General features: G+C 72.5%; 19 protein-coding genes and 1 pseudogene. 6 read left to right on the top strand and 14 right to left on the bottom strand.

Annotated elements, in window-relative coordinates; genetic code table 11:
• Nucleotides 1-20 precede the first annotated feature (20 nt).
• Nucleotides 21-1,259 carry an APC family permease gene (locus IE124_RS33645; RefSeq protein WP_189513750.1) on the top strand — a complete coding sequence of 413 codons (1,239 nt, stop codon included), beginning with the start codon at nucleotides 21-23 and terminating at the stop codon, nucleotides 1,257-1,259.
• Here IE124_RS33645 and IE124_RS33640 read toward each other — a convergent pair.
• The 14 genes from IE124_RS33640 to IE124_RS33575 form a co-directional block, all read right to left on the bottom strand.
• A complete protein-coding gene (locus IE124_RS33640; protein WP_189513748.1) occupies nucleotides 1,225-2,274 on the bottom strand; it encodes a barstar family protein in 1,050 nt (349 codons plus the stop codon). The genes IE124_RS33645 and IE124_RS33640 overlap by 35 nt on opposite strands.
• Nucleotides 2,274-2,666, bottom strand: a complete 393-nt coding sequence (locus IE124_RS33635; protein ID WP_189513745.1) for a YccF domain-containing protein — start codon at nucleotides 2,664-2,666, stop codon at nucleotides 2,274-2,276. Before IE124_RS33635 ends, IE124_RS33640 begins: the two co-directional genes overlap by 1 nt.
• Nucleotides 2,663-3,526, bottom strand: a complete 864-nt coding sequence (htpX, locus tag IE124_RS33630; protein WP_189513743.1) for a zinc metalloprotease HtpX — start codon at nucleotides 3,524-3,526, stop codon at nucleotides 2,663-2,665. Before htpX ends, IE124_RS33635 begins: the two co-directional genes overlap by 4 nt.
• A 228-nt stretch (nucleotides 3,527-3,754) precedes the next feature.
• Complete coding sequence (gene mscL, locus IE124_RS33625) at nucleotides 3,755-4,210, bottom strand: large conductance mechanosensitive channel protein MscL (RefSeq protein ID WP_189513741.1); 456 nt, start codon at nucleotides 4,208-4,210, stop codon at nucleotides 3,755-3,757.
• A gap of 55 nt (nucleotides 4,211-4,265) precedes the next feature.
• Complete coding sequence (locus tag IE124_RS33620) at nucleotides 4,266-5,810, bottom strand: NADH-quinone oxidoreductase subunit N (RefSeq protein ID WP_189513739.1); 1,545 nt, start codon at nucleotides 5,808-5,810, stop codon at nucleotides 4,266-4,268.
• A complete protein-coding gene (locus IE124_RS33615) occupies nucleotides 5,807-7,360 on the bottom strand; it encodes a complex I subunit 4 family protein (protein WP_189513767.1) in 1,554 nt (517 codons plus the stop codon). Before IE124_RS33615 ends, IE124_RS33620 begins: the two co-directional genes overlap by 4 nt.
• A gap of 27 nt (nucleotides 7,361-7,387) precedes the next feature.
• Nucleotides 7,388-9,379, bottom strand: a complete 1,992-nt coding sequence (locus tag IE124_RS33610; protein ID WP_189513737.1) for an NADH-quinone oxidoreductase subunit 5 family protein — start codon at nucleotides 9,377-9,379, stop codon at nucleotides 7,388-7,390.
• Nucleotides 9,376-9,789 carry an NADH-quinone oxidoreductase subunit NuoK gene (gene nuoK, locus IE124_RS33605; RefSeq protein WP_189513735.1) on the bottom strand — a complete coding sequence of 138 codons (414 nt, stop codon included), beginning with the start codon at nucleotides 9,787-9,789 and terminating at the stop codon, nucleotides 9,376-9,378. Before nuoK ends, IE124_RS33610 begins: the two co-directional genes overlap by 4 nt.
• Nucleotides 9,789-10,343 carry an NADH-quinone oxidoreductase subunit J family protein gene (locus tag IE124_RS33600; RefSeq protein WP_189513765.1) on the bottom strand — a complete coding sequence of 185 codons (555 nt, stop codon included), beginning with the start codon at nucleotides 10,341-10,343 and terminating at the stop codon, nucleotides 9,789-9,791. The genes nuoK and IE124_RS33600 overlap by 1 nt, the downstream gene beginning before the upstream one ends.
• Nucleotides 10,343-10,960 carry a NuoI/complex I 23 kDa subunit family protein gene (locus IE124_RS33595; RefSeq protein ID WP_189513733.1) on the bottom strand — a complete coding sequence of 206 codons (618 nt, stop codon included), beginning with the start codon at nucleotides 10,958-10,960 and terminating at the stop codon, nucleotides 10,343-10,345. The genes IE124_RS33600 and IE124_RS33595 overlap by 1 nt, the downstream gene beginning before the upstream one ends.
• Entirely contained in the window at nucleotides 10,960-11,928 is a 969-nt protein-coding gene (locus tag IE124_RS33590) for a complex I subunit 1/NuoH family protein (protein ID WP_189513732.1), read from the bottom strand. Before IE124_RS33590 ends, IE124_RS33595 begins: the two co-directional genes overlap by 1 nt.
• A complete protein-coding gene (locus IE124_RS33585; protein WP_189513730.1) occupies nucleotides 11,925-13,406 on the bottom strand; it encodes an NADH-quinone oxidoreductase subunit C in 1,482 nt (493 codons plus the stop codon). The genes IE124_RS33590 and IE124_RS33585 overlap by 4 nt, the downstream gene beginning before the upstream one ends.
• A complete protein-coding gene (locus IE124_RS33580) occupies nucleotides 13,403-13,966 on the bottom strand; it encodes an NADH-quinone oxidoreductase subunit B (protein WP_189513729.1) in 564 nt (187 codons plus the stop codon). Before IE124_RS33580 ends, IE124_RS33585 begins: the two co-directional genes overlap by 4 nt.
• Nucleotides 13,957-14,358: an NADH-quinone oxidoreductase subunit A gene (locus IE124_RS33575; RefSeq protein ID WP_055641895.1), complete on the bottom strand. Its 402-nt coding sequence runs from the start codon at nucleotides 14,356-14,358 to the stop codon at nucleotides 13,957-13,959. Before IE124_RS33575 ends, IE124_RS33580 begins: the two co-directional genes overlap by 10 nt.
• Nucleotides 14,359-14,563: 205 nt before the next feature.
• Here IE124_RS33575 and IE124_RS33570 point away from each other — a divergent pair, with 205 nt between their 5' ends.
• The 5 genes and pseudogenes from IE124_RS33570 to IE124_RS33550 form a co-directional block, all read left to right on the top strand.
• Complete coding sequence (locus tag IE124_RS33570; protein WP_189513727.1) at nucleotides 14,564-15,727, top strand: sensor histidine kinase; 1,164 nt, start codon at nucleotides 14,564-14,566, stop codon at nucleotides 15,725-15,727.
• Nucleotides 15,728-15,893: 166 nt separating this feature from the next.
• Nucleotides 15,894-17,180, top strand: coding sequence for a sensor histidine kinase (locus IE124_RS33565; protein ID WP_189513725.1), 1,287 nt, complete (start codon nucleotides 15,894-15,896; stop codon nucleotides 17,178-17,180).
• Nucleotides 17,181-17,313: 133 nt separating this feature from the next.
• Nucleotides 17,314-17,973: a response regulator transcription factor gene (locus IE124_RS33560; RefSeq protein WP_056652441.1), complete on the top strand. Its 660-nt coding sequence runs from the start codon at nucleotides 17,314-17,316 to the stop codon at nucleotides 17,971-17,973.
• A 442-nt stretch (nucleotides 17,974-18,415) separates the two neighbouring features.
• Complete coding sequence (locus IE124_RS33555; RefSeq protein WP_189513720.1) at nucleotides 18,416-20,353, top strand: 2-oxoacid:acceptor oxidoreductase subunit alpha; 1,938 nt, start codon at nucleotides 18,416-18,418, stop codon at nucleotides 20,351-20,353.
• Nucleotides 20,346-20,471 (top strand): annotated as a pseudogene (locus IE124_RS33550) (2-oxoacid:ferredoxin oxidoreductase subunit beta); the annotation flags it as partial. The gene IE124_RS33555 and the pseudogene IE124_RS33550, both read left to right, overlap by 8 nt.

The following is a 20,471-nucleotide window of genomic DNA, read 5'->3' as shown; positions in this document are numbered from 1 at the left end:
CCGCCCTCTAGGCTGAGGTCGTGGCAGAGGAACTGCGCCGGTCGCTCGGCGTCTTCGACGCGGTCGTGATCGGGCTCGGCTCGATGGTCGGGGCCGGGATCTTCGTGGCGCTCGGACCCGCTGCCGGTGCGGCCGGGTCCGGTTCCGGGCTCCTCTGGGCGCTCGGGATCGCCGCCCTCGTCGCCTACGCCAACGCCATGGCCTCGGCCCGGCTGGCGGCCCGCTACCCGGCCTCCGGCGGCACCTATGTGTACGGTCGCGAACGTCTTGGTTCGTTCTGGGGGTACTTGGCGGGCTGGGCCTTCGTGGCCGGCAAGACCGCCTCGTGCGCGGCGATGGCGCTGACCGTCGGGGCGTACGTCTGGCCCGCGCACGCGCACGCGGTGGCCGTCGCCGCCGTGGTGGCCCTGACGGCCCTGGATTACCGGGGAGTTCAGAAGTCGGCGCTGCTCACGCGGGTCGTCGTGGCGGTGGTCCTGGCCGTCCTCGCCTGTGTCGTCGTGGTGTCCCTCGGGGCCGGTGAGACCGCCCGGCCGACGCTCGGCGGAGAGGTCGTCGGGGGCTCCGTCCTACAGGCCGCGGGTTTGCTTTTCTTCGCGTTCGCGGGGTACGCGCGCATCGCCACGCTCGGCGAGGAGGTCCGCGATCCCGCCCGCACGATCCCCCGGGCGGTACCGCTGGCCCTCGGGATCGCGCTCGCCGTCTACGCGGCCGTCACCGTGAGCGTGCTGGCCGTCCTGGGGCCGGCCGCCCTGGCCGCCTCCCCCGCACCGCTCGCCGACGCGGCGCGCGCGGCGGACGCGCTCTGGCTGGTGCCGCTCGTCACGGCGGGTGCGGCGGTCGCGGCGCTCGGCTCGCTGCTCTCGCTGATCCTCGGGGTGTCCCGGACGACGCTGGCGATGGCGCGGGACGGATACCTGCCGGGCACGCTCGCCGTCGTGCACCCCCGCTTCCAGGTGCCGCACCGGGCCGAGCTCGCCGTGGGCGCGGTGGTGGCCGTGGTGGCGGCGACGGCGGACGTGCGGGGCGCGATCGGCTTCTCGTCCTTCGGCGTGCTCGTCTACTACGGGATCGCGAACGCCTCCGCCTGGACCCTGGGGGGCTGGAACAGGCCGCTCGCCGCGCTCGGGATCGTCGGCTGCGCCGTGCTCGCCTTCGCGCTGCCGCTCGGGTCGGTCCTCGCGGGGTCCGGGGTCCTCGCGGCGGGTGTCGTGGCCTGGGCGGTCAGTCGAGGACGAGCCGTACCCCCGCGGCAGTGAGGTCGTCGACGAGCTCCTGGAAGGTAGCCGGGCGGCGCCCGCTGTAGGGCTGGACGCCCAGACAGGCGCGGGCCACGTCGGCGCGGTGCCAGACGACGGTGGCGCCGGACAGCTCCTCGCCGATCGCTCCGGGGCCGCTCGCGCCGGAGCCGCCCTCCCGGAAGCAGCGGCCGGGGCCCAGTACGGCCTCGCCCAGCGCGCACCGGAACGAGTCCTCGTCGACGATGTCGGTGCCGTCGAGGCGGTACGTGGCGCCGGGGACGAGCTCCGGGGCGCCGTGCGAGCCGTGGGCGGCGGCCCGGTCCAGCCACTCGCCGCGCGCCGCGCCGGTGAACCGCCGCCAGGTGCCGGGCTCGACCGGCCTCGCCCGCCAGAACAGGTCCCATATCTCGCCGGTCGCGGGCGGCACCAGCCGCGTACGCGGGAACGACAGGGTGAGGTCGACGAGGCCGCGGTGGCGGGCGGAGGTCTCCCAGGCGGTGATGCGGCCCGCCTCGTCCTCGTGGTGGTGGTTCCCGATCCGGGTCAGGCCCTGGTAGCGCACCTCGCGGAAGTCGTCCGCGCCCGCTGCGAGGGCGTCGCGGAGCTCGCCGCGCGGGGAGCAGCCGACGAAGGTGACGTCGGTGTGGGTCTCCTCCTCGGGTGCGGCGGGGGTGACCCGGACGAGGTTCCCGCACGCGACCGGGTCGGGCGGATGGTGGACGCGGCGCGGCTCACCGGCCGCCTCCACCGTCACGACGTCGCCGCGCATGCCGAGGACGCGGGTGTCCGCGAGGGCCCAGCCGGTGCCGTGGAGGTCGACGACGAGCGTCCCGAAGGGCGCCGTGCCCTCGACGACCGCCTGGGCGACGGCCCGGGACAGCGCGCCGCGCGGTTCGCAGCCGCGGAGCTCGTAGCGGACGCGTGCGGGGCGGGCCGGCTCGGCGAAGAGGCCCGCCACGTCCGTGCAGAGGGCCAGGAGGTGGCGGGCGGGGTCTCCGGGGGCGGGCACCAGCGCGTAGCGGGGAAACCGCATCAGCGGACCGCGTAGGCCTGGTCCGAGGGGACGATCTCCTTGCCGAGGGGGAGCAGCGAGACCGGGATCAGCTTGAAGTTCGCGATGCCGAGCGGGATGCCGATGATCGTGATGCAGAGGGCGATGCCGGTGGCGATGTGGCCGAGGGCGAGCCACCAGCCGGCGAGGATCAGCCACAGGACGTTGCCCACGCAGGAGGGCGCGCCGGCGTCGTGGCGGTCGACGACCGTGTACCCGAAGGGCCACAGGGCGTAGATGCCGATGCGGAACGCGGCGAGGCCGAAGGGGATGCCGATGATCGTGATGCAGAGCAGGATGCCCGCGACCATGTAGCCGAGGAACATCCAGAATCCGCAGAGGATCAGCCAGATGATGTTGAGGATCGTCTTCACGGGCGTCGACCTGCCATCTGTTCGAGCCGGGCGATGCGCTCGGCCATCGGCGGATGGGTGGAGAACATCTTGGACATGCCCTTACCGGGGCGGAACGGGTTGGCGATCATCATGTGGCTCGCGGTCTCGATCCGGGGCTCGGGCGGCAGCGGCAGCTGCTTGGTGCCCGCCTCCAGCTTCCGCAGGGCGCTGGCCAGGGCGAGCGGGTCGCCGGTGAGCTGGGCGCCCGAGGCGTCGGCCTCGTACTCCCGGGAGCGGGAGATGGCGAGCTGGATGACCGAGGCGGCGATGGGGCCGAGGATCATGACCAGAAGCATGCCGAGGAGTCCGGGGCCGTCGTCGTCGTTGGAGCGGCCGACGGGGATCAGCCAGGCGAAGTTGACCAGGAACATGATCACGGAGGCGAGTGCTCCGGCGACCGAGGAGATGAGGATGTCGCGGTTGTAGACGTGGCTCAGCTCGTGGCCGATGACCCCGCGCAGCTCGCGCTCGTCGAGGATCGCGAGGATGCCCTCGGTGCAGCAGACGGCGGCGTTGCGCGGGTTGCGGCCGGTCGCGAAGGCGTTGGGTGCCTGGGTGGGCGAGATGTAGAGCCGCGGCATCGGCTGGCGGGCCTGCGTGGAGAGCTCGCGCACCATCCTGTACAGCGCGGGAGCCTCGAACTCGCTCACCGGACGGGCCCGCATGGCCCGCAGCGCCAGCTTGTCGCTGTTCCAGTACGCGTACGCGTTGGTGCCGAGCGCCACGAAGAGCGCGACGATCAGCCCCGTCCGGCCGAAGAAGCTGCCGATGACGATGATGAGGGCGGAGAGCCCTCCGAGGAGGACGGCGGTCCTCAGCCCGTTGTGCCGGCGGTGCACGGTACGCCCTCCAAGTGGTGCGGCAGGGGAACCCTTTGCTTCGTGGTGGTCCACTGGTCCAGTGGACCCTCCCGTACTGGTCAACGCCAGGCGGGAGGCTCGGGTTCCCCCGGCCGTACCGGGGGCGGCTGTAGGCCGTTCGGGTGACGGCGCCGCTGTGGGACCCGGTCGGACGCCGGGCTGTCGGACCGCCGGACCGCCGGGCCGCCGGACTGCCTGACCTCGGGACTACCGGGCCGCGGGAACCGGGATCTTGTCCAGGTGGACGGCGGTGGGCTCGACCTCGCTGGTGCAGTGGGCGCAGCGGGAGGCGATGGCCGGGATCTCGGTGAAGCAGCGGGGGCAGTCACGCTTCTCCGACTTGGGGTCGGCCGCCTCCTCCTTGGCGAACCTCTCCTGGACCTTCGCCAGCGGGGCGACGATCAGGAAGTAGAGGACGGCGGCGGTGATGACGAAGGCTATGGCGGCGGAGATGGCGAGGCCGTAGGGGAAGACGGTCTTGCCGATGCTGAACTTCGCCTCGCTGAAGTCGCCGACGGAGCCGGTGGCGAGACCGATGAGCGGGGTGATGAAGGCCTTGCTGAAGCCCGTGACGACGGCCGTGAACGCGGTTCCGACGGCCAGTCCGATGGCCATCGAGATGACGTTCCCGCGAAGTATGAAGTCCTTGAATCCGTTCAGCACGGGGTGTTGCTCCTCGGTTTTTCTTTGTGGGGGGGGTGGAACAGCGGTTCTCGGCTCAGAACAGCGTCGTCGCCGCGAAGCGGAGGGCGAACTGCGGGTAGCCCGACAGGACGACGCCGCACACGGCGGTCAGCGCGATCGCCACGGTGACCGGCACGGAGGCCTTGTGGGGGACGGGGGCACCCACCGGCGCGCGGAAGAGCAGTGCCGTCCAGCGCAGGTAGTAGTACAGCGCGATCACGACGTTGAGGCCCATCACCACGGCCAGCCAGCCGAGGCCCGCGTCGACGGCCGACGAGAACACGGTCACCTTGGCGAAGAGGCCGATGATACCCGGGGGCAAACCGGCCAGATTCAGGAGGAAGAACCCCAGCGCGAGGGCGGCGGCGGGGCTGGCCGCGTACAGGCCCCGGTAGTCCTCGATCCGGTTCGCGGGACGGGTACGGGCGACCAGGGCGACGACCGCGAAGGCACCGAGGTTCACGACGGCGTACATCAGGGCGTACGCGACGGTGGCGCCGACCTGGTCGTCGTCGGAGTACGCGGCGGCGGCGATCGGCACCAGGAGGTAGCCGGCCTGGGCGACGGAGGACCAGGCGAGCAGCCGGACCGCGCTCCACGCGCGCGTGGACACCTGGCGGAGGGCGGCGACGTTGCCCGCGGTCATGGTGAGCGCGGCGAGGACGGCCAGCGCCGGGCCCCAGACGTCGGCGTACGAGGGGAAGGCCACGACCGTCACGAGGACGAGGCCGGTGAAGCCGACGGCCTTGCCGACCACGGAGAGGTAGGCGGCGACGGGCAGCGGGGCGCCGACGTAGGTGTCGGGGACCCAGAAGTGGAAGGGGACGGCGGCCGTCTTGAAGGCGAAGCCCACCAGGGTGAGGGCGACACCGGCCTGGGCGAGCGTCCCCAGCTGCCCGGGGACGGAGTCGAGGCGCTGGGCGATCTCCGTGAGGTGGAGGGTGCCGGTCGCCGCGTACACGAAGCTGACGCCGAGCAGGGTGACGGCGGTCGCGGTGACGGAGGAGAGGAAGAACTTGAGCGCCGCCTCGCCGGACTGGCGGTCGCCGCGCTTGAGGCCGACGAGCGCGAAGGCGGGCAGCGAGGCCACTTCGAGGGCGATGACGAGCGTCGCGAGGTCGCGGGAGGCCGGCAGCAGGGCCGCGCCGGCGGCCGAGGAGAGGAGGAGGAACCAGAACTCGCCGGCCGGGAGCCTCTCGCGGGTCTCGTCCAGGGAGAGGAGCGCGGTGAGCAGCGCGCCGCCGAGGACGAGCAGCTGGACGACGAGGGTGAAGTGGTCGGCGGTGTAGCTGCACGCGGCCGCGTGCCCCTGGGCCTGGGCCTCGGAGGTGAGGCAGAAGGTGGAGCGGTCGCCGGCCCGCAGCGGGACGAGGAGGGCGAGGGCGGCGACGAGGCCGCCGATCGCGGTCCAGCCGAGGAGCCGCTTGCGCTCCGGGGGGACGAAGAGGTCGGCGACGAGGACCGCGAGGGCGACCACGGCCGTGAGGGTCGGGGGCGCGATCGTGAGCCAGTCGATGGACTGGACGAGCGACGCGCTCGGCTCGCCCGACTCGCTGGCGAGCGTCGTCACGGGGGTCATCGGGTGCCTCCGGCGAGAAGCTGCTGGACGGCCGGGTCGGTGAGGCCGAGGAGGACGGCGGGCCAGAGTCCGGCGAGGACGGTGAGGGCGACGAGCGGGGTCCAGGCGGCGAACTCGTACCCCTGGACGTCGGCGATGGCCGTCTCCCCCGCCGGGCGGGGGCCGCCCATGCAGACGCGGCGGACGACGATCAGGAGGTACGCGGCGGTGAGCAGCGTGCCGAAGGCGCCGATCGCCATGAAGGTGAGGAAGGCGGGGCGGCTGAGGCCCTCGGCGGGTTCGAAGGCGCCGAAGAGGGCCAGCATCTCGCCCCAGAAGCCGGCCAGGCCGGGGAGGCCGAGGGAGGCGACGGCGGCGAAGGCGAGGAGGGCGCCGAGGCGCGGGGCGCGGCCGTAGAGGGCGGCGCCGGTGGCCCCGGCGAGGGTGTCGAGGTCGGCGGTGCCGTACCGGTCCTTGAGGGCGCCGACCAGGAAGAAGAGGAGGCCGGTGACGAGGCCGTGGGCGATGTTGGCGAAGAGGGCGCCGTTGACCCCGGTGGGCGTCATGGTGGCGATGCCGAGGAGGACGAAGCCCATGTGGCCGACGGAGGAGTACGCGATCAGCCGCTTGAGGTCGCCCTTGCTGCCCGGCCGCGCGAGGGCGAGGCAGGCGAGCGATCCGTAGATGATCCCGGCGACGGCGAAGGCCGCGAGGTACGGCGCGAAGATCCGCATGCCGTCGGGGGCGATCGGGAGCACGATCCGGACGAAGCCGTACGTGCCCATCTTCAGCAGGACGCCGGCGAGGAGGACCGAGCCGACCGTCGGGGCGGCGGTGTGGGCGTCCGGGAGCCAGCTGTGCAGCGGCCACATCGGGGTCTTCACCGCGAGGCCGAGACCGATCGCGAGAACGGCGGTGACCTGCACGGTCGTGCTCAGTCCGCGGCCGTTGTCAGTGGCGAGTGCCACCATGTCGAAAGTGCCGGCCTGTACGCCGATGAGGAGCAGGCCGAGCAGCATGACGACGGAGCCGAGCAGCGTGTAGAGGATGAACTTCCAGGCTGCTGCCTGCCTGCCCTCGCCGCCCCAGCGGGCGATGAGGAAGTACATCGGGATGAGGACCATCTCGAAGGCCAGGAAGAACAGCACCAGGTCGAGGACGGCGAAGGTGGCGAGGGTGCCGGACTCCAGGACGAGGAGCAGCGCGACGAAGCCCTTGGGGGAAGGGCCGGAAGGCATCTTGAAGTAGCTGTACAGCGCGCAGAGGAAGGTCAGCAGCGCGGTCAGGACCAGGAGGGGGAGGGAAATGCCGTCGACACCGAGGTGGATCCGCACGTCGAGTGCGGGGATCCAGCTGATGTCCGTCGTGGCCTGCATCCTCGACGGCTGGTCGTGGTCGAAGCCGAGCGCGAGGACGATCGCGGCCAGCAGGATCACACCGGTGACGGTGACGCCGTGGCGGAGCACGGCCTGGTCCGGGGACTTCCCCTTCAGCCCCGGCGGGGCGGGGAGAAGGGCGGCGACCGCGCCGAGGAGCGGTCCGGCGACGATCAACGCCAGAAGGAACTGCATCACGGATTCGCTGATATCGATCACGGCTCACGCTCCGGCGACGGCGTTGGCGAGGGCGACTGCGGCGATCACCAGGACGACGGAGCCGGCGAGCAGGGCGCTCAGATAGGTCTGGACGTTGCCGGTCTGGGCGCGGCGGACGAGCCACCCGAGACCCTTGGCGGAGTTGCCCGCGGCGCTGACGTACGTGTCGACGACCTCGCGGTCCAGGAAGCGGACCAGGGAGGCGGCGGCGAGGACGGGGCGGACGAACGCGGCCCGGTAGACGGCGTCCAGGTGGAAGCCGTCGGCGGCGGGGGCGTGCAGCGGCCCGAGGAAGGCGCGGCCGGGGTCGGTCGGGTCCTCGGCGGGGTGCGGCAGGTCCAGCGCCTCCTTCTCGACCAGGCCGGCGTCGGCGTCGGGGTGGGCCACGTGCGGCAGCGGCACGGGGCCGGCGACCGGGGCCCTGGCCGCGAGGGTGCGCCAGACCGCGTACGTGATCACGGCTCCGGCGCCGGCGAGGCCCGTGCCGAGGACGGCCGTGGTGACGGTCGGGGTGAGGGCGTGGCCGTCGAACCAGTCGTCGAGGTAGGTGACGGTCAGACCGAAGCCGAGGGAGGGAATCGCGAGGACCCACAGGACCGTCGTCATGGCGATCGGCTGGCGGCCGTGGTCAGGGGCCTCGGCGCCGCGGCCCCGGAAGGCGCGCAGCCACAGGCGCAGCGCGTAGGCCGCGGTGAGGAGGGCGGTGAGCAGCCCGGCGACGAGGACGGTCCAGCCGGCGCCGGCGGGGGCCGGCTGGATGGTCTGGTCCCCGAGCGCGGTGTGCTCGGCGGCCACGAGGACGGCTTCCTTGGAGAAGAAGCCGGCGAAGGGCGGGATCGCGGCGAGCGCGAGGAGGGCGACGGTCATCGTCCAGTACGCGTCGGGGACGCGCTTCGCGAGGCCGCTCATGCGGGACATGGCGGTGAGCGAGTTCGTCCCGGCGGCGTGGATGACCGTGCCGGCGGCGAGGAAGAGCAGCGCCTTGAAGGCGCCGTGCGAGACGAGGTGGAAGACGGCGGCCCCGCGGTCGCCGACGGCGAGGGCGCCGGCCATGTAGCCGAGCTGGCCGATCGTCGAGTAGGCGAGGACCCGCTTGATGTCGTCCTGGGCGAGCGCGGCCAGGGCCGAGCCGACCATCGTGATCGCGGCCATGACGGCGAGGACCGTCATCGCGGCGGCGGACTCGGCGAAGACGGGCAGCAGCCGGGCCGTGAAGTAGATGCCGGCGGCGACCATCGTCGCCGCGTGGATGAGCGCGGAGACGGGGGTGGGGCCGGCCATCGCGTCGGGGAGCCAGGTGTGCAGCGGGAACTGCGCGGACTTGCCGGCGACGCCCGCGAGCAGCAGCAGGGCGATCAGCGTGGGGTGGTCGAGGCCGCCGCTCGCGACGGCGCCGAGGACCCCGGTGATCCGGAAGGTGCCGGCGTCGACGGCGAGCGCGAAGAGTCCGATGAGGAAGGGGACGTCACCGAGCTTGGTGACGAGGAAGGCCTTGAGGGAGGCGGCCCGCGCCTCGGGGGTCTCCCAGTAGTGGCCGACGAGGAAGTACGAGCAGATGCCCATGATCTCCCAGCCGACCAGGAGCACCATCAGGTCGCCGGAGTAGACGACGAGCAGCATCGCGGAGGTGAAGAGGGAGACGAGCGCGGCGTACGAGGGGTAGCGCGGGTCCTCGCGGAGGTAGCCGGTCGAGTAGATCTGCACGCAGGTCGCGACGACGCCGACGAGGACGGCGACGAGGGCGGCGAAACCGTCGATGTACAGGGCCAGGTCGATGGGGACCGAGCCGGTCGGGGTGAGCTCGGTGGCCGCCTCGATCGCCTTGCCGCCGCCCTGGCGGGCCGCGACGAGGGCGGCGAGGACGGCCGCCGCGAAGGTCGGGAGCACGGCGAGGGGCCGGACGAAGCCGGGCGCGGTGCGGCCCAGGAGGAGTCCGGCGACGGAGCCGAGGAAGGGCAGGAGGGGGACGAGAACGGCCAGGGTCGTGGTGGTCACGCGGTGGCCTCGGCCTTCTCGCCGTGGGGCGTCTCGTCGGTGGGCGTCGCGGCGGCGCCCGCGTCGTCGGTTCCGCCGTCGGTCCCGTCGTCCGGGGAGCCGGGGCGCTCCGCCGTGTCGCGGAGGCGGTCGACGTCCGCGGTGCCGCGGTTGCGGTGGACCATCAGGACGATCGCGAGGCCGAGGCCGATCTCCGCGGCGGCGACGGCGATCGTGAAGAGGGTGAGGGCCTGCCCGGCGTGCAGGGTGTCGCGGAGCCAGACGTCGAAGGCGACCAGGTTGAGGTTGACGGCGTTGAGCATCAGCTCGACGGACATCAGGACCAGGATCGCGTTGCGGCGGGCGAGGACGCCGTACACGCCGACGCAGAAGAGGAGCGCGGCGAGGACCGCGGGATAGGCGAGGTGCATCAGCGCGCCTGCTCCTTCTTGCGGGAGAGGACGATCGCGCCGACCAGCGCGGCCAGGAGGAGCACCGAGAGGGCTTCGAAGGGCAGCACCCAGTGCTTGAAGAGGGTGGCGCCGGTGACCTCCGTGGAGCCCTGGACGGCGCCGTCCAGGTCGATCCAGGTCGTGCGGAAGGCGTCGACCACGACCCAGACGAGCGCGACGGCGGCGGCGAGCGCGACGCCGAGGGCGACCGGGCGGTTGCCGGAGTCGGCGTCCGGGGAGCGGCCGATGGGGGCCTTGGTGAGCATGAGGCCGAAGAGGAGGAGGACGACGACGGAGCCGACGTAGATCAGCACCTGCACCCAGGCGATGAACTCGGCCGTCAGGAGGAGGTACTCCACGGCGAGGCCGCCGAGGGCCACGACCAGCCAGAGGGCGGCGTGGACCAGCTGGCGGGTGGTGACGGTGACGACGGCGGCGCCGAGGGTGACGAGGCCGACGAGGAGGAAGGCGATCTCGACGCCGGAGGGCGAGAGGAAGCCGGGGGCCTCCGCGGCCGCTTGTGCTGCCAGGATCACTGCTGCTCCTCCTGGGCCTCGAGCCCGGCCTGGGCTGCCGCCTCGGCCGCCGCCTTCTCCGCCGCTGCCTTCTCCGCCGCCTTCTCGGCCGCCTTGCGGGCCGCGGCGATCTCCTTCGGTTCCTCCGCCTTCGGGTCGAGCGCGGGCGGCTCGGGGACCGTCCACATCCACTCGCGGAGCTTGTCCCGCTCGTGGGTGAGCTCGTGGATGTCGGTCTCCGCGTACTCGAACTCGGGCGACCAGAAGAGCGCGTCGAAGGGGCACACCTCGATGCAGATACCGCAGTACATGCAGAGCGAGAAGTCGATGGCGAAGCGGTCGAGGACGTTTCGGCTGCGCTCGCGGCCGCCGGGGGCGGCGGGCGGCACCGTCTCCTTGTGGGAGTCGATGTAGATGCACCAGTCGGGGCACTCGCGGGCGCAGAGCATGCAGACCGTGCAGTTCTCCTCGAACAGTCCGATGACCCCGCGGGTGCGGGGCGGCAGCTCGGGCTGGACGTCCGGGTACTGCGCGGTGACGGTCTTCTTCATCATCGTGCGGAGCGTGACGGCGAGGCCCTTGGCGAGGCCGGAGCCGGGAATGCCGGGCCGGGAGGGAGGGAGCAGAGGGTCCATTACTGGATCGCCACCTTCACGATGCCGGTGAGCGCGATCTGCGCGAGGGCGAGCGGGACGAGCGTCGTCCAGGCCAGCTTCTGGAGCTGGTCCTCGCGCAGCCGCGGGTAGGTCACCCGCAGCCAGATCACGACGAAGGCGAGGACGGCGGTCTTGAGGAGGGTCCAGACCCAGCCGAGGCCGTCGCCGCCGAAGGGGCCGTGCCAGCCGCCGAGGAAGAGGACGGTGGTGAGACCGCAGAGGACGACGATGCCCGCGTACTCGGCGAGCAGGAAGAGTGCGAAGCGGAGGCCGGTGTACTCGGTGTACGCGCCGAAGATGATCTCCGAGTCGGCGACCGGCATGTCGAACGGCGGCCGCTGGAGCTCGGCGAGACCGGCCACGAAGAAGACGATCGCGCCGACGATCTGCCAGGGCAGCCACCACCACTCGAAGGCGTTCAGGATGCCCGGGAGGGAGACGGTGCCGGCGGCCATCGCGACGGAGGCGGCGGCGAGCAGCATCGGGAGCTCGTAGGCGAGCAGCTGGGCGGCGGTACGGAGGCCGCCGAGCAGCGAGAACTTGTTGGCGGAGGCCCAGCCGGCCATGAGGCTGCCGAGCACGCCGACGCCCATGACGGCCAGGACGAAGAAGATGCCCGCGTCGATGACCTGGCCGACGGCGCCCTCGCCCGGCCCGATCGGGATCGCGAGGAGGACGAGGAGGTACGGGAGGAGGGCGACGGCCGGCGCGAGCTGGAAGACCCGGCGGTCGGCGTCCTTCGGGACGACGTCCTCCTTCTGCGCGAACTTCACGCCGTCGGCGACGAGCTGGGCCCAGCCGTGGAAGCCGCCGGCGTACATGGGGCCGAGGCGGCCCTGCATGTGGGCCATGACCTTGTGCTCGGTCTGCCCGACGACCAGGGGCAGGACGAGGAAGAGGCCGAAGACGATGACGAGCCGGACGGCGACGTCGAGTGCGTCGTTCACGCGGGGTCGCCTCCGGCGGGGTCGGTGTTCTCGGTGTTCTCGGTGTTCTCAGTGCTCTCGGTGTTCTCAGTGCTCTCGGCGGCATCTCCCCGCCCTGCGGGCGGCGGGCCTTCGGCCGGGGTGGGCCCCGTGGTCGGGCCCTCGGGCTCCGCCGGTGCTTCCGCCTCGGCCGGAGCGGCCGGGACGGCAGAAGCGGCCGGGGCGGCCGGGACGTCGGTGACCGGAGCCGCCGGAGCCTCGGGCCCGGTCGGCGTGGCCGCCGCCTTCGGCTCCGTCGGGGCGGCCGGGGCCTCCTCGGTCGGGGCCTCCGGCTGTTCGGGCTTCTCGTCGAAGGCCGGGCGGGCGTGGTGCCAGGGGGCGTCCGAGCTGCGGGTGCGCGGAGTGGCGGGCTTCGCCGCGTCCGGGGCCGCCTGGCTCGCCGAGCCGTCCGAGGCCGAGCGCGAGCGGCGGACCGGAGCGCCCGGCTCCGGGGTCGTCTGGCTCGCCGAGCCCTCCGACACCGAGCGGGAGCGGCGGACCGAGGGGGTGGCCGGGGGTTCGACAGGCGTGCCCGGTTCCTCCGGGGCCGCCTGGCTCGCCGAGCCGTCCGCGGCCGAGCGCGAGCGGCGGACCGGAGCGCCCGGCTCCGGGGTCGTCTGGCTCGCCGAGCCCTCCGACACCGAGCGCGAGCGGCGGACCGGGGCACCCGGCTCCGGGGCCGTCTGGCTCGCCGAGCCCTCCGACACCGAGCGGGAGCGGCGGACCGGGGCGCTCGGGTCCGGCTGGGTTGCCGAGCCCTCCGCGGACGTGCGCGAGCGGCGGGCCGGGGCTCCGGCCTCCGCGCCTTCCGCGGTCGGGCGGGCGCGGCCTGCCGCCGCTCGGGCCGGGCGGGTCGGGGCCGGGGGGAGCTGGCCCTTCAGGGGGCCCCACTCGTTCGGGTCCGGGACGCCCGGCGGGAGCATCTGGCGGCGCTTCGGGCCTCCGCCGTCGTGGGACTCGCCCGGCTCCTTCGCGCCCGGCCACGCCTTCGCGACCCGGGCCGCGAGGACGAAGTCCTTGCGCAGCGGGTGGCCCTCGAAGTTCTCCGGGAGGAGGAGGGGGACGAGGTGCGGGTGGCCCGTGAAGTCCACGCCGAACATCTCGTGGGTCTCGCGCTCGTGCCAGCCGGCGCCCGCGTACACCCCGATCGCCGTCGGGAGGGCCGGGGCCGCGTGCGGGACCGTCGTGCGCAGGAGGAGCCGGCGCGGGGGCCGGCCGGCCGCGAGGGCGACGACGTGCGCGCAGACGCGGAAGCCCGTGCCCGGTTCGTCGACCGCGCTCAGCCAGTCGAAGTAGGTGCAGCCCAGCTCGTCGCGGGCCGTGGTGAGGGCCGTGATCCAGGCGCCCGGCGGGACGTCGACCGTCAGCAGGTCGTACGCCTGCTCCGCCGTCGCCTCCTCGCCGAAGATCTCCGTGACGGAGTCGGGGAGGGAGTCGTGGAGGGCGTCGAACGTGCTCATGACCTGTCTCCCGGCGGGGGCGTCAGCGGGCTCGTCAGCTCCGAGACCGACGCGGTCGTCGCGTACCGCTCCGCCAGGCTCTCGCGCGCGATCTTCTCCTGGAGCTTGAGGATGCCCTGGAGGAGCGCTTCGGGGCGCGGCGGGCAGCCCGGCACGTACACGTCGACCGGGATGATCTGGTCGACGCCCTTCGTCACCGAGTACGAGTCCCAGTACGGGCCGCCGCAGTTGGAGCAGGCGCCGAAGGAGATCACGTACTTCGGCTCGGGCATCTGCTCGTACAGGCGCTTCACGGCCGGGGCCATCTTGTCCGTCACCGTGCCGGAGACGATCATCAGGTCCGCCTGGCGCGGCCCCGGCGCGAAGGGGATCACGCCGAGCCGGATGAAGTCGTGCCGGGCCATCGACGCGGCGATGAACTCGATCGCGCAGCAGGCGAGGCCGAAGTTGAAGACCCACAGGCTGTAGCGGCGGCCCCAGTTCAGGACCACCTTCATCGGCTCGGGCGCCAGGCGGGCGAGCGGCCCCAGCGTGGGTGCGGGCAGCGGTGTTACGTCCATGTCAGGACGCCCTTCTTGTACGCGTAGAGCAGCCCCACGGCGAGGAAGCCGAGGAAGACGAACATCTCGACCAGGGTCGTGGCGCCGTAGCCGGGCGCCGCGAAGACGGTCGCCCAGGGGAAGAGGAAGATCGAGTCGACGGCGAAGATCACGTAGAGGAACGCGTACACGTAGTAGCGGACCTGGGTGTGCGCCCAGCCCTCCCCCACGGGGTCGACGCCGCACTCGTAGGTGAGGAGCTTCTCGGGCGTCGGCACGACCGGCCTGAGCAGGCGGTTGGCCGTGAACGCCACGGCGACGAAGAGCACGCCGACGACGGCGAGCACGCCGACGACGGAGTACGTCTGGAAGTAGTCCGCCGCGTCGGCCGCGACAACGGTCGGTTCCCGCACGTCCGTCCCGCCCCTCGGTCTCGGTGTCTCATGGGTCACTTCTGTTGTTGTACGGTCGCGAGTCTAGGCCCTGCTAAAGGGACCGTAAGAGTCCCCGGGCGGTCCCCGCGCAGTCCCCGGTCGGCTGCGGGTGGGGATATCCCCACCGGCGCTCACCGACCTCCCCCATGGCGTCGCGAGCTGCGCGACCGGCAGTCTGGGGACCATGAGCGCCGATCATGAATCCCCCGCCGCCCCCCGTCCGCCCGTGAGATTCGCCTACGGCAAGGAGACCTGGAAGGAGATCTCCTTCCTCCTCTCCAATCTCTTCACGGCCCTGGCCGGTTTCGTCTACGCGGTCGTGACCGTCCTCGTCGGCGTGAGCCTGTCCGTCACGGTGATCGGGCTGCCGCTGCTCGCCCTCGGGCTCGGCGGCGCGCGCTGGATCGGCCGGACGGAGCGGGCGCGGGCCCGCTCGCTCCTCGGGGTGCACGTCCCGGAGCCGTCCCGGATGCCGAAGGGCCGCGGCTTCTTCGGCTGGCTGTGGTCCTCGCTGAAGGACCCGGTGGCCTGGCGGACCCAGCTGTACGGGCTGATCCGGCTGCCCTGGGGCATCGTGACGTTCACCGTCACCCTGGTCTCGCTCCTGATCCTCTGGCCCGTCCTGCCCTTCATCTCCCGCGGTCTGTCCAACGGCGACCGGGGCATGGTCCGCGGTCTGCTCTCGCCCTCCGACGAGCTGGAGCGGCGGATCACCGAGCTGGAGTCGGACCGGGGCGTGGTCGTGGACACGGCCGCGGCGGACCTGCGGCGCATCGAGCGCGATCTGCACGACGGTGCGCAGGCCCGGCTCGTCGCCCTCGCGATGGGGCTCGGCCTCGCGAAGGAGAAGCTCCTGGAGGATCCGGAGGGCGCCGCGGCGATGGTCGACGAGGCCCACGGCGAGGTGAAGCTCGCGCTCCAGGAGCTGCGGGACCTGGCCCGGGGCATCCACCCGGCCGTCCTCACGGACCGCGGGCTGAGCGCCGCGCTCTCCTCCGTGTCCGCGCGCTGCACGGTCCCGGTGAAGGTGTCGGTGGACCTGGCGGAGCGACCGGCCGAAGCGATCGAGGGCATCGCGTACTTCACGGTCTCGGAGCTCCTCCAGAACGTCTCGAAGCACTCCCGGGCCCGGACCGCGTCCGTGGAGGTCTGGCGGGTGGAGGAGCGGCTGATGCTCCAGGTGCGCGACGACGGCGCCGGCGGCGCGCGGCTCGACGGCGGGACGGGGCTCGCGGGGCTGACGGAGCGGCTCGGGGCGGTGGACGGGCTCCTCGTCGTCGACTCCCCCGAGGGCGGTCCGACGACGATCACGGCGGAGCTGCCGTGGCGCTCCCGACCGGCTTCCTGAGGCCCGGGGCTCCTGAGCCCCGGCCCCGCCCGGACCCCGGGTAGGGAAAACCCCCCACCCGAGACGCCCACTCCCCTCATGGTCCCGCGCGCGGCGGGACGGAATTCTGGAAGACGTCACAGCACAGCCCGCACACCACAGCCCCCAGCAGACAAGGACGACCGCGATGGCCTCCCCCCGACTCCCCGCCGCGATCCGCGCGCCGTTCGAGGCCCGCACCTGGCGTGCGCTCGGCTACGTGCTGATCGGGCTGCCGCTCAGCGTCCTCTGGTTCTCGCTCTCCATCGCCTTCGTCTCGGCCGGCGCCGGGCTGCTCATCACCTTCCTCGGGGTGCCGATCCTGGCCGGGGCGCTCGCGATGTGCCGGGGCTTCGGCACGGTCGAGCGGGCTCGGGCGAAGGCGCTCCTCGACCTCGACGTGAAGGCGCCGGAGCCGGTGCGGGGCAAGACGAGCGGGCCCTTCTCCTGGATGGGCGCGATGCTGAAGAACGGGGCGTCGTGGCGCCACCTGCTGTACGCGGTCCTGCACATGCCGTGGGCGATCTTCGGCTTCACCGTGACGGTGACGCTGTGGGCCTGGGGCTGGGGCCTCTTCACGTACCCGCTGTGGCAGTGGATCTTCCCGGCGTACGTGGGCCAGGACGGCATCCAGCTCTACGGGGACGGGACGCACAACTTCTACCTCGACTCGCCCTTCGAGACCGGCGTCACCAGCGCGATCGGCCTGCTGTTCGTCCTGGTCGGGCCGTGGGTGCTGCGCGGGGTCGTCACCGTCGACCGGCTCCTCGTGGCCGGGCTGCTCGGCCCCTCGCGGCTGGCCTCCCGCGTCACGGAGCTGGAGTCGGACCGGGGCGTGGTCGTGGACACGGCCGCGGCGGACCTGCGGCGCATCGAGCGGGACCTGCACGACGGCCCGCAGGCCCGGCTGGCCTCGCTCGCCATGGATCTCGGGCTCGCGAAGGAGAAGCTGGCGGAGGACCCGAAGGCCGCGGCGGTGATGGTCGACGAGGCGCACGGCGAGGTGAAGGTCGCGCTCCAGGAGCTGCGGGACCTGGCCCGGGGCATCCACCCGGCCGTCCTCACGGACCGGGGCCTGGACGCGGCGCTCTCCTCGGTGGCCTCCCGGTGCGCGGTCCCGGTGTCGGTGGACGTGGACCTGCCGGCCCGGCCGGTCGCGGCGATCGAGGGCATCGCGTACTTCACCGTCTCGGAGCTCCTCCAGAACGTCTCGAAGCACGCCCGGGCCCGGCGCGCCTGGGTGGACGTGTGGCGGACGGGTGACCGGCTGATGCTCCAGGTGCGGGACGACGGTGTGGGCGGCGCGGAGGCGGCGGCGGGCCGGAGCCTGGCGAAGCTCTCGGACCGGGTCGGGGCGGTCGACGGCGTGCTGGCGGTGGACTCGCCCGTCGGCGGGCCGACGACGGTGACCGTCGAGCTGCCCTGGCGCGGATAGATCCGGACGCTCACCGTCCGCCCCGGGCCTCGCCCGGGGCGGACGGCTTTTTGCGATGCTGGGGGTCTCATTGGCCTTTGACCTTCAGAACAGGGGGCTGCGCAACGTGGTCGTACAAGAGGTGACGGACCGGGTGCGAGTGGTCATCGCAGAGGATTCGGTGCTGCTCCGCGAGGGGCTGACCCGGCTGCTGACCGACCGGGGGCACGAGGTCGTCGCCGGGGTGGGGGACGGCGAGGCGTTGGTGAAGCTGGTGGCCGGGCTCGCGGACGAGGGCGCACTGCCGGACGTGGTGGTGGCGGACGTACGGATGCCGCCGACGCACACGGACGAGGGCGTACGGGCGGCGGTGCGGCTGCGCAAGGAGTACCCGGGTCTCGGGGTCCTGGTCCTGTCGCAGTACGTGGAGGAGCAGTACGCCACCGAACTCCTGGCCGGTTCGAGCCGGGGCGTGGGCTATCTGCTGAAGGACCGGGTCGCGGAGGTCCGCGAGTTCGTGGACGCGGTCGTCCGGGTCGCCGGGGGCGGTACGGCCCTGGACCCCGAGGTGGTGCAGCAGCTGCTCGGCCGGTCGCGGCAGCAGGACGTGCTGGCGAACCTGACCCCGCGCGAGCGGGAGGTCCTCGGTCTGATGGCGGAGGGCCGGACGAACTCGGCGATCGCGCGGCAGCTGGTGGTGAGCGACGGCGCGGTGGAGAAGCACATCAGCAACATCTTCCTGAAGCTGGGCCTGTCCCCGAGTGATGGCGATCACCGACGGGTACTCGCGGTGTTGACGTATCTGAAGTCCTGAAAATCTGACACCCTGTCAGATGTCGAGCGCGGTCGAGCCGGGCCGAGTGTGGCTGGAGCGAGGCCGGAGTGAGGCCGGAGTGAGATCCGGGAGGCTACGGTGCGTCCGACAGCCGGAGGGTCGTAGGGGGTGTCTTGCCGGTCAGGCCGGGTCAGGGGTGCGGTGCCAGGCGCCGCGAGCCCGGCCTGACCGGCAAGACACCCCCTACGTCCAAAGGATGAGGCGCAACGCGACCTTCCGGAACAATCCGGGTGGCGACAGAACGTGACAATTCAGGGCAAGAGGGCGTCTCAAAAAGAGGTCCGCTATACGAGAAGTCCCCGGAGGGCCCCCCTTACCGTCGTAGGGTGGGCCACGGGACGACCGGTGATCGGCCGGCGTCTCCCGAGCCTTCTCCCGCCTCCGGCGGAGAGTCCCCTTGCCACGAGGGAGGTCCAGTTCAGTGACCAGCCAGGTCAGTAGCGAGGCCGGTGAGGCCCTGCTCGGGGAGCAGCGCAGCGCCCCGGCGACGGCCCACCACGGCGCCGAGAAGGAAGTGCGCCGTCTCGACCGGGTGATCATCCGCTTCGCGGGCGACTCCGGTGACGGCATGCAGCTCACGGGTGACCGCTTCACCTCGGAGACGGCGTCCTTCGGGAACGACCTCTCCACGCTGCCGAACTTCCCGGCCGAGATCCGCGCACCCGCCGGAACCCTGCCGGGCGTCTCGTCCTTCCAGCTGCACTTCGCCGACCACGACATCCTGACCCCGGGCGACGCCCCGAACGTGCTGGTCGCGATGAACCCGGCCGCGCTCAAGGCCAACATCGGCGACGTGCCGCGCGGCGGCGAGATCATCGTCAACACCGACGAGTTCGCCAAGCGCGCCATGGCCAAGGTCGGCTACGCGACCTCGCCACTGGAGGACGGGTCGCTCGACGCGTACCACGTGCATCCGGTGCCGCTGACGACGCTGACCATCGAGGCCCTCAAGGAGTTCGGCCTGTCCCGGAAGGAGGCCGAGCGCAGCAAGAACATGTTCGCGCTCGGGCTGCTCTCCTGGATGTACCACCGGCCGACCGAGGGCACCGAGACCTTCCTGCGGAGCAAGTTCGCGAAGAAGCCGCAGATCGCCGAGGCGAACGTGGCCGCCTTCCGGGCCGGCTGGAACTTCGGCGAGACGACCGAGGACTTCGCCGTCTCCTACGAGGTCGCCCCGGCGACCCGGGCCTTCCCCACGGGCACGTACCGCAACATCTCCGGGAACCTGGCCCTCTCCTACGGTCTGATCGCCGCCGGCCGCCAGGCGGACCTGCCGATCTACCTGGGCTCGTACCCGATCACCCCCGCCTCGGACATCCTCCACGAGCTGTCCAAGCACAAGAACTTCGGCGTGCGCACCTTCCAGGCCGAGGACGAGATCGCCGGCATCGGCGCCGCGCTCGGCGCGGCCTTCGGCGGCTCGCTCGGCGTGACGACGACGTCCGGCCCCGGTGTGGCGCTGAAGTCGGAGACGATCGGCCTCGCGGTCTCCCTGGAGCTGCCGCTGCTGATCATCGACATCCAGCGCGGCGGCCCGTCCACCGGTCTGCCCACCAAGACCGAGCAGGCCGACCTCCTCCAGGCCATGTACGGCCGCAACGGCGAGGCGCCCGTCCCGATCGTGGCCCCCAAGACGCCCGGGGACTGCTTCGACGCGGCGATCGAGGCCGCACGGATCGCCCTCACCTACCGCACCCCCGTCTTCCTGCTCTCCGACGGCTACCTCGCCAACGGCTCCGAGCCCTGGCGCGTCCCGGACGTCGAGGAGCTCCCCGACCTGCGGACCCAGTTCGCGACCGGGCCGAACCACACGCTCGACGACGGCACCGAGGTCTTCTGGCCGTACAAGCGCAACCCCGAGACCCTGGCCCGCCCCTGGGCCGTGCCCGGCACCCCCGGCCTCGAACACCGCATCGGCGGCATCGAGAAGCAGGACGGCACCGGCAACATCTCGTACGACCCCGCGAACCACGAGTTCATGGTCCGCACCCGGCAGGCCAAGGTCGACGGGATCGACGTCCCGGACATCGAGGTCGACGACCCGGACGGCGCGAGCACCCTGGTCCTCGGCTGGGGCTCCACCTACGGGCCGATCACCGCCGCCGTCCGCCGCATCCGCCGGGAGAACGGCCACATCGCCCAGGCCCACCTGCGCCACCTCAACCCCTTCCCGAAGAACCTCGGGGAGGTGCTGAAGCGGTACGAGAAGGTCGTCGTCCCCGAGATGAACCTCGGTCAGCTCTCCACCCTCGTCCGGGCGAAGTACCTCGTCGACGCCCGCAGCCACACCCAGGTCAACGGCATGCCGTTCAAGGCCGAGCAGCTCGCCGCCGCCCTCAAGGAGGCCATCGATGCCTGAGCCCACGGAGACGCTGCTGAGCCTGGTGCCCAAGGCCGAGGCGCAGCAGTCCATGAAGGACTTCAAGTCCGACCAGGAGGTGCGGTGGTGCCCCGGCTGCGGTGATTACGCGGTCCTC

It is taken from the genome of Streptomyces narbonensis, assembly GCF_014649015.1.
Classification (GTDB): Bacteria; Actinomycetota; Actinomycetes; order Streptomycetales; family Streptomycetaceae; genus Streptomyces; species Streptomyces narbonensis.
This window is presented reverse-complemented; position numbering and strand designations above follow the sequence as displayed.

Bases quoted from the DNA above. Each gene is read 5' to 3' on its own strand.
- IE124_RS33640 (WP_189513748.1), bottom strand. From the start codon at position 2,274: ATGCGGTTTCCCCGCTACGCGCTGGTGCCCGCCCCCGGAGACCCCGCC.
- IE124_RS33620 (WP_189513739.1), bottom strand. From the start codon at position 5,810: ATGACCCCCGTGACGACGCTCGCCAGCGAGTCGGGCGAGCCGAGCGCG.
- IE124_RS33615 (WP_189513767.1), bottom strand. From the start codon at position 7,360: ATGCAGTTCCTTCTGGCGTTGATCGTCGCCGGACCGCTCCTCGGCGCG.
- nuoK (WP_189513735.1), bottom strand. From the start codon at position 9,789: ATGCACCTCGCCTATCCCGCGGTCCTCGCCGCGCTCCTCTTCTGCGTC.
- IE124_RS33595 (WP_189513733.1), bottom strand. From the start codon at position 10,960: ATGGACCCTCTGCTCCCTCCCTCCCGGCCCGGCATTCCCGGCTCCGGC.
- IE124_RS33585 (WP_189513730.1), bottom strand. From the start codon at position 13,406: ATGAGCACGTTCGACGCCCTCCACGACTCCCTCCCCGACTCCGTCACG.
- IE124_RS33580 (WP_189513729.1), bottom strand. From the start codon at position 13,966: ATGGACGTAACACCGCTGCCCGCACCCACGCTGGGGCCGCTCGCCCGC.
- IE124_RS33570 (WP_189513727.1), top strand. From the start codon at position 14,564: ATGAGCGCCGATCATGAATCCCCCGCCGCCCCCCGTCCGCCCGTGAGA.
- IE124_RS33565 (WP_189513725.1), top strand. From the start codon at position 15,894: ATGGCCTCCCCCCGACTCCCCGCCGCGATCCGCGCGCCGTTCGAGGCC.